This is a genomic window from Brucella tritici, from assembly GCF_902825325.1.
In the GTDB taxonomy this organism is placed as follows: domain Bacteria; phylum Pseudomonadota; class Alphaproteobacteria; order Rhizobiales; family Rhizobiaceae; genus Brucella.
Genome location: NZ_CADEAR010000008.1, coordinates 48,951 through 59,866 on the forward strand (window position 1 = coordinate 48,951; position 10,916 = coordinate 59,866).

Below are 10,916 nucleotides of genomic sequence, written 5' to 3' on the forward strand. Positions count from 1 at the left end.
ATCTCGATGAACCGCATCGGATGCGTCGCAACCGAGGGGAAAATCCATGCGCGCTGCACGTATTCTTGAAACGGCACTCTATGTTCGCGATGTCGCCGAGGCGGTAGAATTCTATCGCAACACGATGGGGCTGGAACCGGTGGGCCAGCTCAGCGAACGCAACGCGTTCTTCCGCTGCGGCGAGGGTATATTGCTGCTCTTCAAGGCGGAAGAGACGCTTAAACCGCCATTGCCCGGTCATCTGCCTGTGCCAGCCCATGGCACGACGGGGCCGGGTCATGTATGTTTTGCCGCAAGTCGTGCCGAAATCGACGGTTGGCAGAAACATCTGGAACAACATGGCGTCGCCATTGAGGCCGATTTCGATTGGCCCAACGGTGCGCGCTCGATTTACTTCCGCGATCCATCCGGCAATTCGCTGGAAATCGCCGAACCCAAACTATGGAATTGAAAATGAGAACGCTGGAAAAGGGCAAGCTGATTGTCGCCTCGCACAATGCGGGCAAGCTGAAGGAATTCGACGGGCTGATCGGCCCGTTTGGTTTCGATGTCAGCTCTGTTGCAGCACTTGGCCTGCCGGAGCCGGACGAGACCGGCACCACGTTTGAAGAAAACGCCTATATCAAGGCCCTTGCAGCGGCTGAAGCCACTGGGTTGCCCGCATTGTCCGACGATTCCGGCCTGATGGTCGATGCGCTCGACGGCGAGCCGGGTGTCTATACCGCCGACTGGGCCGAGACCGAAGACGGTACGCGCGATTTCAATATGGCGATGCAAAAGGTCGAGGATCTTTTGCAGGAAAAGGGCGCGCTGACGGCCGATAAGCGCAAGGCGCGTTTCGTATCCGTCATCTGTCTTGCATGGCCGGATGGTGAAGCGGAATATTTCCGCGGCGAGGTCGAAGGCATGCTGATCTGGCCGCCGCGTGGCACGACCGGCTTCGGCTACGATCCGGTGTTCCTGCCGGACGGTCATGAAAAGACCTTTGGCGAAATGGCTGCCGACGAAAAGCATGGCTGGAAACCCGGTGACGCTTCGGCTCTGTCGCACCGTGCCCGTGCCTTCAAGCTTTTCGCCGAAAAGGCGCTCAACGTGGAGCAGGCTTCCGCGAAATGAACAAGCTGTTTCCCTCTTCACAGGCGTTAGCGGACGGCGTCAGCACGATTCCCATCGCGCGTGCGAATGGGGAAACCGCGTTCGGCGTTTATGTGCATTGGCCGTTCTGTCTGGCCAAATGCCCTTACTGCGACTTCAACAGCCATGTCCGCCATAAGCCGGTGGATCAGGCGCGGTTTTCGCAAGCGTTCCGCCGCGAGATGGAAACGCTGCGCGAGCGCACTGGCCCGCGCACCGTCACCAGCATTTTTCTCGGCGGCGGCACACCATCGCTGATGCAGCCGGAAACCGTCGGTGCACTGCTCGACAGTATTGCGTCGCATTGGTCTGTCGCAGCGGACATCGAGGTGACACTGGAAGCCAATCCGACAAGTGTGGAAGCCGACCGTTTTCGCGGCTATCGCGCGGCAGGCGTCAATCGTGTGTCGCTCGGCATTCAGGCGCTCAATGATCCTGATCTGCGTCGTCTTGGCCGCATGCATTCGGTCGAGGAAGCCAAGGCGGCCATTCGGCTGGCACGCGAGATTTTCCCGCGCCTGTCCTTCGACCTGATCTATGCACGCCCGAACCAGACAATCGAGGACTGGCGGGAGGAACTGAAAGAGGCCATCGGGCTCGCCGCCGATCATCTGTCGCTTTACCAGTTGACGATTGAGGAAGGCACGCAGTTCTACAATCTCTGGAAGGCTGGCAAACTGACCACGCCCGAGCCGGATCATGCCGCAGCGCTCTATGAGGAAACGCAAAGGGTGACAGCAGAGCACGGTCTTCCTGCCTATGAAATTTCCAACCACGCCGTGCCGGGACGCGAGTCGCAGCACAATCTCGTCTATTGGCGCTATGGGCAATATGTCGGCATCGGCCCCGGCGCGCATGGGCGTTTCGTGGAAAACGACGTTCGTACGGTCACGATTACCGAAAAGCATCCGGAAACCTGGCTCGACAAGGTTGAACGACGCGGCCACGGCATTATCGAGGAAGAATATCTTGATGGCGGGCAGGAGGGCGACGAGTTCCTGATGATGGGGCTTCGTCTGCGCGAAGGCATCGATCTGGATCGCTACAAGCGGCTGTCTGGTCACGACGTTGACCAGAAGCGTCTGGCGAAACTGATCACCGAGGGCATGATCGAGCCGATGGGCGGCAGCATCATTCGCGCAACGCCGGACGGTGCGCTGGTGCTGGATGCGCTGGTTGCCGATCTGGCAGCATGAGTGTCTGATCCAAAAGACGCCATGCCGGGCTGCAAATGGCAATTTCTGCGCTTCCGGTGCTCACGTACTCTAATGTACGCTGCGCTCCGGTTCTCGAAATCACCATTTTCGCCACAGCCGGCCGCTTTTTGATTCAGACACTGAAGGATGTAGAATGACGGAAGAAACAGGCGCCCAGAATATTGGCGATGGGCGGCGCGAATATGTGGTTGGCGGCACGACAATGCGCGCCCGGCCACTGGAACCTGCTCTTTATATCGTCTCGACCCCCATCGGAAATCTCGGCGATATGACGCTGCGCGGTATCGAAACGCTGGCGTCCGTCGATATTCTGGCCTGTGAAGATACACGCGTGACCCGCGTTCTGCTCGACCGCTATGGTATAGCGCGCCGCCCCATCAGCTATCACGAGCACAATGCTGCCGAAGCCGGTGAAAAGCTGATAGCGGCGCTGTCAGCGGGAAAAAGCGTTGCGCTGGTGTCTGATGCCGGTACACCGCTTGTCTCCGATCCGGGCTTTCGTCTGGTCGGCGAGGCGCGCGAGGCCGGTATTCGTGTCGTCCCCATTCCGGGTGCTTCCGCCGTTCTGGCCGCACTCGCCGCTTCCGGTCTGCCGACCGACGCCTTCATGTTCTGTGGCTTCCTGCCGTCCAAGCACGGGCAAAAGCAGACGAAGCTTGAAAGCCTCAAGGGGATCGACGCAACACTGGTCTTCTATGAATCACCAAACCGGACGGCGGCGACGCTGGCCGAAATGGCGGAAGTGTTCGGCCCGGATCGTCTGGGCGCGCTCTGCCGCGAACTGACCAAGGCCTACGAGACCATTCGCACTGCGCCACTGGGCGAACTGGCGAAGGAATTCGACGGTGAGGATCGCATTCGCGGTGAAGTGGTTCTGCTGGTTGGTCCCCCGACAGGCAACGCCATTCCGCAAAGCGAGGAAGACATCGACAAGTTGCTTCTGTCGCTTGCCGACGAACTGCCGCCATCCAAGGCCGCAGGCGAAGCCGCGCGCATGACCGGCGGCCAGAAATCCGTTCTCTATCAGCGCCTCATGCAACTGAAATCGGATCAGCGATGACAGACCTCCGCGAGAAAAAGCGAACCGCTTTCTTTCGTGGACACAGCGCTGAACGCTTTGCGGCTGTGATGCTTCTTCTGAAAGGCTTTCGGATTGTCGCACGGCGCTATCGGACAAGACTTGGCGAAATCGATCTGATCGCGCGCCGAGGCAATCTGGTGCTCATCGTTGAGGTCAAGGCACGGAGCAGTCTGGAAGCGGCGCAACTCGCTGTCACGCCACAGGCCATGCAGCGCATCGAAGCCGCCGCCGATCTCTGGCTGCAACGCCAGCCCGACCACGACCGTCTGTCGTTGCGTTTCGATCTGATTGCCGTGCTGCCGCGACGGTGGCCCAAACATGTTCCGGCATTCTTCGTGTCGGGAAACTATCTATAAGCCCATGTAAATCCTATAAAAATTGTGGGGTATATTGGGATCATTCCGGGGAATGAAAATCCCGCAATCGGCTGTTTTGAGAAAAAGTGATGCTCGCCGTGATTTTCACGCGCAAGCCCGTTTCTTATAAATCTCCCGCTCTCCATGGATAATGGCGCCATCTTTTTACCAGATGCATTTCCGCACGCGAAACCGGTATCCACTTTCGCTGGAAATGCTCCCAAGGATCGCGCCGTGTCTCTACCGCAAAAGCGTTTACTGGCTGATTTTCCTGCCTTCTTCCGGGTTTCGGAAGAAGTGGTTGTCGTTGTTGGCGGCGGCGAGGAAGCTTTGAACAAGGCGCGCCTCGTGGCGCAGACGTCCGCACGCCTTCGCATTATTGCCGAAGAAACAGTACACCATCTGGCCGATTTCATCGCGAGCCATGGTGCGGAGTATATTGCGGCACCTTTTGCGCCGGAACATGTCGCGGGCGCAAAGCTGGTTTTCGTGGCGACTGGCGATGAGGCGCAGGACCGCGCCATTGCTGCCGCAGTCAAGGCCGAGAGGGTTCCGGTCAATGTCGTTGACCGTCCCGCGCTTTGCGATTTCCTGACGCCTGCCATCGTCAACCGTGCGCCGCTGACGATTGCAATTGGTTCGGAAGGAAGCGCTCCGGTTCTGGCGCAGATGGTTCGCGCGCGTATCGATGCCGCCTTTTCGCCGCGCCTTGGCGAGCTTGCGCATTTTGCCGAAAGCTGGCGTCCGCTGGTCGAGCGCGCATTGCCCAAGGGGCTGGCGCGCCGCAGTTTCTGGCGCGGGTTCTTTTCGGGCCGTGTCGCCAGTGCCATTGAAAATGGTGATCGCGCCGAAGCTTATAAGGCTGCGAGCGACCTGATCGAGCAGCGCGACAATGCCGCCGGTTATGTCTGGCTGGTCGGTGCCGGTCCGGGTGCTGAAGACCTGCTGACCTTGCGCGCCCACCGCGCTTTGATGGAAGCCGATGTCATCGTGCATGATGCGCTGGTGCCGGAAGGCGTGATTGCCATGGGCCGCCGCGATGCTGAACGCCTTGCCGTCGGCAAGCGCAAGGGCTGCCATTCCAAAAGCCAGGAAGAGATCAATCGCCTGTTGGTTTCGCTGGGGCGGCAAGGCAAGCGCGTTGTGCGGCTGAAATCCGGCGATCCGCTGGTGTTCGGACGCGCAGGCGAGGAAATGGCGGCGCTGCGTGCCGCTGGTATCGGTTTCGAAATTGTGCCCGGCATCACCTCGGCCTTTGCTGCCGCTGCGGATATGGAATTGCCGCTGACGCTGCGCGGTGTCGCCTCGTCGCTGGTGTTCACCACTGGCCATGACATGACGGGCGATGTGCTGCCGGGCTGGGCCAAGCTCGCCGTCTCCGGTGCAACGATTGCCGTCTATATGGGCTCCACGGTCGCGGCATCGGTTGCCGCGCGCCTGATTGGTGCAGGCCTGCACGAAGATACCGCCGTGGCGGTGGTGGAAAATGCGAGCCGACAGGACAAGCGCCTGTTCCATGGCACGCTGAAGGATTTGCCGGATCTGGAAAACCGCAAGGAACTTTCCGGCCCGGTCATGGTGATCATTGGCGATGCGGTCGCCGGTGCCGCAATCGATAAAGCCGAAGCGCTGGCCCTCAGGCCGGTTTCCGTCGCAGCCTAAACCCGCAGGATGCGCGGTTAACAAAAGTTTGGAGTTTGGAAATGGTCGTAAAAGTTCTCACTGCAAACCGGCTGATCGACGGGCAGGCTGTGTGGCTCGGTGCCGACGGCTCCTGGCAGGAAACCATCGACGGCGCGCTGATCGCCCGCCATGCCGAAGCCGTGACGGCGCTGGAAGATGCGGGCAAAGTTGCAGCGAAAGCCAATCTGGTTGTCGATGTGAATGTGATCGATGTCGAGGAGCGAGCAGAGGGGCTTTACCCGATCCGCCTGCGCGAACGCATCCGCCTTTCTGGCCCGACCATCGTGACCTTTGGCGATTTGCCCCTCGAAAAGCCTGAATTGAAGCGCGCCTCCTGAATCTGGATTAAACCATGTACCGTTATGATGAATTCGACCGCGATTTTGTTGCGGCCCGCGTTGCCCAGTTCAAGGATCAGGTTGAGCGCCGCCTGACTGGCGAGCTGACCGAGGACCAGTTCAAGCCGCTGCGTCTGATGAACGGCCTTTATCTGCAATTGCACGCCTATATGCTGCGCGTGGCCGTCCCCTATGGTACGCTTTCGAGCCGCCAGCTTCGCAAGCTTGGCCACATTGCCCGCGTCTATGACCGTGGCTTCGGCCATTTCACCACGCGCCAGAACATCCAGTATAACTGGCCTGCGCTGAAGGACGTGCCGCGTATTCTGGAAGAGCTGGCGGAAGTCGAGATGCACGCCATCCAGACTTCCGGCAATTGCATACGCAACGTAACCGCCGATCATTTCGCAGGCGCTGCCGCCGACGAAGTGGCCGATCCGCGCCCCTTCGCCGAAATCCTGCGCCAGTGGTCGTCGCTGCATCCGGAGTTTTCCTATCTGCCGCGCAAGTTCAAGATCGCCATTGTCGGCTCGGACCATGACCGCGCCGCCATTCAGGTGCATGACATCGGCTTGCAGCTGAAGAAGAACGAGGCGGGCGATCTGGGCCTTGCCGTCTATATCGGCGGCGGTCAGGGTCGCACGCCGATGGTGGCGAAGAAGATTCGTGACTTCCTGCCCATTGAGGACATGCTGACCTATGTGACGGCCATCGTGCGCGTCTATAATCTGCATGGCCGTCGCGACAACAAATATAAGGCGCGCATCAAGATTCTCGTCCATGAAACGGGCGTTGAAGAACTGACCCGCGAGATCGATGCTGAATGGGAAGAAATCCGCAATGGCGAGCTGAAGCTGCCGCAGCGCGATATCGACGCGATTGAAAGCTATTTCCGCATGCCGAAGCTGCCGCAACGGCCGGAAGGCTGGGAAGTGCTGGCTGTTACCCAGAAGGCCGATGCGGAATTTGCAAGCTGGGTGGCGCGCAATGTCACGCCGCACAAGAACCCGGATTATGCGGTCGTCACCATTTCGCTCAAACCCATTGGCGGCATTCCCGGCGACGCAAGTGCTGAGCAGATGGAGCTGGTGGCGGATATTGCCGAAACCTATTCCTTTGATGAAATCCGCGTCAGCCACGAGCAGAATCTGGTTCTGCCGCATGTGGCCAAGGCCGATCTCGCAGCCGTCTACGATCTGTTGCAATCGGATGGGCTGGTGACGGCGAATGCCGGCCTCATCACTGACATCATCGCCTGCCCTGGTCTCGATTATTGCGCCCTTGCCAATGCACGCTCCATTCCGGTGGCGCAACGCATTTCCGAGCGCTTCGGCGACCAGCAGCGCCAGCTTGAAATCGGCGATCTCAAGATCAAGATTTCCGGCTGCATCAATGCCTGCGGCCATCACCATGTCGGCCATATCGGTATTCTGGGCGTTGAGAAAAAGGGCGAGGAACTCTATCAGATCACGCTTGGCGGTTCGGCGGACGAGCATTCGACCATCGGTGACATCACTGGTCGTGGCTTCTCGTCGGAAGAGGTGGTTGATGCCATCGAAACGGTGGTCGATACCTATCTCGCCTTGCGCGAAAGCCCGGAAGAAACCTTCCTTGCCGCCTATCGCCGCGTCGGCATGGAACCGTTCAAACACGCGCTTTATGGAGAAATAAGCCGTGCAGCTTGATGCGGAAGAAACTGCCGCCGCCGAAGCCCGCCTTCTGGAGGCAAGCCACGGCGCGTCTACCCCGCAGGAAGTGATCGCGCTCGTCACGCGTGAACTCTATGAAGGGCAGATTTCGGTCGTCTCCTCCTTCGGGGCAGAATCGGCTGTGCTTCTGCACATGATCGCGGAAATCGATCCGGCGACACCGGTTCTGTTTCTCGATACGGGAAAGCACTTTCGGGCAACGCTCGATTATCGTCATGATCTGGTGGACCGACTGGGATTGACCGATGTGCAGGATATCCTGCCGCTTGAGGATAGTCTCAAGGCGGATGATCCCTTCGGTGCCTTGTCGATGACCGACAAGGACCGCTGCTGCTTCATCCGCAAGGTCGAGCCTATGGCGCGTGCCGTGGCCCCTTATCGGGCCTGGATGACGGGTCGCAAGCAGTTTCAGGCTTCGACGCGCGAAAGCCTGGCAACGTTTGAATCGGTCGGCCCGCGTATTCGTATCAATCCGCTGGCGCGTTTGCAGGCAGGCGATCTCAAGGCCTATGCCGAAAAGCATGATCTGCCGCCGCATCCCTTGACCGCGCAGGGCTACCGTTCCATCGGCTGCATGCCTTGCACGCGGCCTGTGGGCGATGGCGAAGACCAACGTGCCGGACGCTGGGCGGGGTCGGAAAAGACAGAATGCGGCATCCATCTGTCGGGTCTGTCCGACAGCTTGCAGAAACTGGGAGCAGGTGACCGGAAATGAGCGATATCAACGAAACCAAACTCTGGTCTGCCGATGGCTTTCGCGAAGACGATTATGTCTTTGCCGACGATCTTGAAGCGGCTGGTGATACCCCGGCGATCATCATTCCGCTGGCCGTCTGGCTTGGACTGGATGAGGAGCGTCGCCGCGCCTCCAATCACCGGATCGGCGTGTCGGTTGCGCCGGGCGAAGCCATTGAACCGCTGCTGGATGATCTGGGCAGCCTGCCTCTGATCGCCTTGCAGTTCCCGGCTTTCAATGACGGTCGCTCTTATTCCAAGGCCGAGATTTTGCGCCGCGAGGGGTTTGCGGGCGAATTGCGTGCCGTTGGTGATGTGCTGATCGATCAGGCTGCCCTGATGCTGCGGACCGGCTTCGACAGCCTGCAGGTGACGAACAAGGTTGCCCAGAGCCGTCTTGGCGAAAATCGTCTGGTTGATACGCCCGGCTATTACCAGCCGGGACGTGGATCAGTACCGGAGGAGGCCGGGTTTGCCTGGCGTCGTGTCAAGGCAAGTTAGGCACATCGCTCAAATTTGCCATTTTTCTGCGCGCCTTGATGCGCTAGACACGCCTCACCAAATTCAGGGAGTCGCGGCGTGATCCGGCATATTGTTTTCTTCAGCGTCAAAGAAGGTCAGGACATAGAGACGGTCAAAAAGGGGTTGGAACAACTTGCCACCATTCCCCATGCTGACCTTTTTGAAGTTCTGCCGAACTCCAGGGTCGATCCGATGTGCGACCGCATCGATCTCGTTGTTTATGCTGAATTCAAGGATGAGGAAGCGCTTTTCGCTTTCAAGAAGCATCCGACCTATGACGCGACGACGCAACTGGTGCGTCCGATGCGTGAATTGCGCTTTTCAGCCGATGTTGTGACAGGCAAGCGCTAAAGCATTTTCCTGCAAAAGTGCGAAGCGGTCTTGCGTTCGGAAATGCGTAAAATAACTACCAGTCTGTCTGCGGTCTTTCCTGTAGCGGCAGTCCGCCGAAAAGATCAGGTTCGCTGGACGTTCTCGCACGTTCGATATTGAGAAGCCTCAGTTTCGTCGCCGTACCACCCGCTGCCGAAAAGCCGCCGACCTTGCCATTGGCTCCGAGCACCCGATGACAGGGTACAATGATCGGAAACGGGTTCTTGCCAAGCGCATAGCCGACAGCCTGTGAGAGACTCACATCGCCGATCCTTCGGGCAATTGCACCATAGGTCGTTGTCTCGCTCGGTTTCAGCTCAAGAATGATTTCATAGACCTGCCTGTTAAGATCGGGTTGGGTATCAAGCGCCAGCGGTGTATCTGAAAAATCAACATCGGCGCCTGCCAGAAGCGCGCGCACGCCCCGGATTGCATTACTGACAAAGGAAGGGACGTCGGTATCTTCGGCACCGGGGAACCGCTCGCCAAGCCGATAACGGGTTTCCTTCTCGTCGGTATCTCCAATCTCGACGCCGACGATCTTTGGGCCGCGCCAGGCAATGCCGCACGGTCCGATCTCTGTTTCGAAAATGGCAATGCCCGACGATTCCATGGAAGTAATACTAGCATGGTTTTGAACGGGACAAACGCCGGTTATCCAGCAACTATAGGAACGTTGACGTGAAAAGTCGTAACAATTGCGGAAAATGGCGCAGTGAAATGGTTGAAGAACGACACGAATAATGATTGTGTGATGACAACCGGCCAATGCCCTTAAATGGCCAAACGCATTGACGAGAGTTGCCAGCACCCGTCGCGGCGGGAGCGGAACCGAGGAATTTAAATGGACGATTACGAGCGATATGCCACAGGGTTGATGATCGTTTTTGGTGCGCTGATTATCGGCGGCCTCATGGCGGCTAACCTGTACCACGGCGATAAGCCGGGCTTTTTATTCGCGCTGGGCGCTGCGGTTGTCAGCTGGTTCGCGGCTTTTGCCGTTCTGTTTGACAAGCCGCGCGTTTATGGCGTGATGATTGCTGTTGCGATCGGTCTGGTCGCGGCTTCAATCGGTGCTTATGTAACCTGATTTTTGAACCACTTTACTTAGAAAAAGCCCCGGTTTTCCGGGGCTTTTTCGTTTCAGAGATATGGCGAGTAGCACTGGCGCCGTGGCCCATAATTAGGCTGGAACGTGTTATCGTAGGCTCGATAGGAGCGATAGCGGTTATAGCACCACCGCACATGCGGGTTGCCGCCACGATAGACGGGGGCTGGACGGTAGCGATAAACAGGTGGTGGTCCCCAATAACGGCGATCGTAGCGATAGTAAGGACGGTAGCGCGGACGATCATGCCGCCAGTAGCGGCGTTGCTCCCGCCAATAGCGGCGGTCACCACGATAGTCGTAATACTGAACGTTCTGTACATTCGGCGCTAGAGCCCGGGCGGACGGTGTCACCATCAAGGATGGCTGTGCTGCATTCGCCGTCCCGGCAGCAGCGGATAGTCCCATACCGAGTGACAAACATGCGGCAAACAGGGAATAAGCAAACCTTTTCATCGGCCTCTCCTCACAGCGCATACCGAAGTGTGGAACGGCTTTCGGATAAGATGCGCGTAAAAATGATCAACACATATCGTCCCTGCGGTTATTCTAGGCCGGACATTGTGGCAGAGCGGTGGCCCTGCGCAGTCACGATTTCTTGGCCTCGGCAATAGATCGGTGATGCCCGAATAACAAACTGGGAAATATTTGCTCCGAATTGA

The 10,916-nt window shown here is 58.3% G+C and carries 14 protein-coding genes; 12 read left to right on the plus strand and 2 right to left on the minus strand.

What is annotated here, in order from left to right; all coding sequences use genetic code 11:
• The first annotated feature begins 46 nt into the window (after window positions 1-46).
• The 11 genes from HWX93_RS13200 (at window position 47) to HWX93_RS13250 (ending at window position 9,126) form a co-directional block, all read left to right on the plus strand.
• Window positions 47-451, plus strand: a complete 405-nt coding sequence (locus tag HWX93_RS13200; protein ID WP_176037592.1) for a VOC family protein — start codon at window positions 47-49, stop codon at window positions 449-451.
• A 2-nt stretch (window positions 452-453) separates the two neighbouring features.
• Window positions 454-1,116, plus strand: coding sequence for an RdgB/HAM1 family non-canonical purine NTP pyrophosphatase (gene rdgB, locus HWX93_RS13205; RefSeq protein ID WP_176037593.1), 663 nt, complete (start codon window positions 454-456; stop codon window positions 1,114-1,116).
• Window positions 1,113-2,330 (plus strand): radical SAM family heme chaperone HemW, encoded by a 1,218-nt coding sequence (gene hemW / locus HWX93_RS13210; RefSeq protein ID WP_176037594.1) that lies wholly within the window; start codon window positions 1,113-1,115, stop codon window positions 2,328-2,330. Before rdgB ends, hemW begins: the two co-directional genes overlap by 4 nt.
• 154 nt (window positions 2,331-2,484) lie before the next feature.
• Complete coding sequence (gene rsmI / locus HWX93_RS13215) at window positions 2,485-3,411, plus strand: 16S rRNA (cytidine(1402)-2'-O)-methyltransferase (RefSeq protein WP_176037595.1); 927 nt, start codon at window positions 2,485-2,487, stop codon at window positions 3,409-3,411.
• The gene (locus HWX93_RS13220; protein WP_176037596.1) at window positions 3,408-3,788 is read left to right on the plus strand and encodes a YraN family protein; all 381 of its coding nucleotides are present in this window, start codon (window positions 3,408-3,410) and stop codon (window positions 3,786-3,788) included. Before rsmI ends, HWX93_RS13220 begins: the two co-directional genes overlap by 4 nt.
• 234 nt (window positions 3,789-4,022) lie before the next feature.
• Window positions 4,023-5,450: a siroheme synthase CysG gene (gene cysG, locus HWX93_RS13225; RefSeq protein WP_176037597.1), complete on the plus strand. Its 1,428-nt coding sequence runs from the start codon at window positions 4,023-4,025 to the stop codon at window positions 5,448-5,450.
• 41 nt (window positions 5,451-5,491) lie between these two features.
• Complete coding sequence (locus tag HWX93_RS13230) at window positions 5,492-5,809, plus strand: DUF2849 domain-containing protein (protein WP_176037598.1); 318 nt, start codon at window positions 5,492-5,494, stop codon at window positions 5,807-5,809.
• Between the two features lie 14 nt (window positions 5,810-5,823).
• Window positions 5,824-7,494, plus strand: a complete 1,671-nt coding sequence (locus HWX93_RS13235) for a nitrite/sulfite reductase (protein WP_176037599.1) — start codon at window positions 5,824-5,826, stop codon at window positions 7,492-7,494.
• Window positions 7,484-8,233: a phosphoadenylyl-sulfate reductase gene (locus HWX93_RS13240; RefSeq protein WP_176037600.1), complete on the plus strand. Its 750-nt coding sequence runs from the start codon at window positions 7,484-7,486 to the stop codon at window positions 8,231-8,233. Before HWX93_RS13235 ends, HWX93_RS13240 begins: the two co-directional genes overlap by 11 nt.
• Complete coding sequence (locus HWX93_RS13245; RefSeq protein ID WP_109985906.1) at window positions 8,230-8,754, plus strand: DUF934 domain-containing protein; 525 nt, start codon at window positions 8,230-8,232, stop codon at window positions 8,752-8,754. Before HWX93_RS13240 ends, HWX93_RS13245 begins: the two co-directional genes overlap by 4 nt.
• Before the next feature lie 78 nt (window positions 8,755-8,832).
• Complete coding sequence (locus HWX93_RS13250; RefSeq protein ID WP_109985907.1) at window positions 8,833-9,126, plus strand: Dabb family protein; 294 nt, start codon at window positions 8,833-8,835, stop codon at window positions 9,124-9,126.
• Window positions 9,127-9,181: 55 nt separating this feature from the next.
• Here the strand turns inward: HWX93_RS13250 and HWX93_RS13255 are convergent, their stop codons facing one another.
• On the minus strand, window positions 9,182-9,760 hold the full coding sequence (locus tag HWX93_RS13255) for a methylated-DNA--[protein]-cysteine S-methyltransferase (RefSeq protein ID WP_176037601.1): 579 nt from the start codon (window positions 9,758-9,760) through the stop codon (window positions 9,182-9,184).
• 231 nt (window positions 9,761-9,991) lie between these two features.
• On the opposite strand from HWX93_RS13255, the gene HWX93_RS13260 reads away from it, so the two are divergent.
• Window positions 9,992-10,237: a hypothetical protein gene (locus HWX93_RS13260; RefSeq protein ID WP_010658028.1), complete on the plus strand. Its 246-nt coding sequence runs from the start codon at window positions 9,992-9,994 to the stop codon at window positions 10,235-10,237.
• A 53-nt stretch (window positions 10,238-10,290) separates the two neighbouring features.
• On the opposite strand, the gene HWX93_RS13265 is transcribed toward HWX93_RS13260, so the two are convergent.
• A complete protein-coding gene (locus HWX93_RS13265; RefSeq protein ID WP_176037602.1) occupies window positions 10,291-10,710 on the minus strand; it encodes a BA14K family protein in 420 nt (139 codons plus the stop codon).
• Window positions 10,711-10,916: the final 206 nt, after the last annotated feature.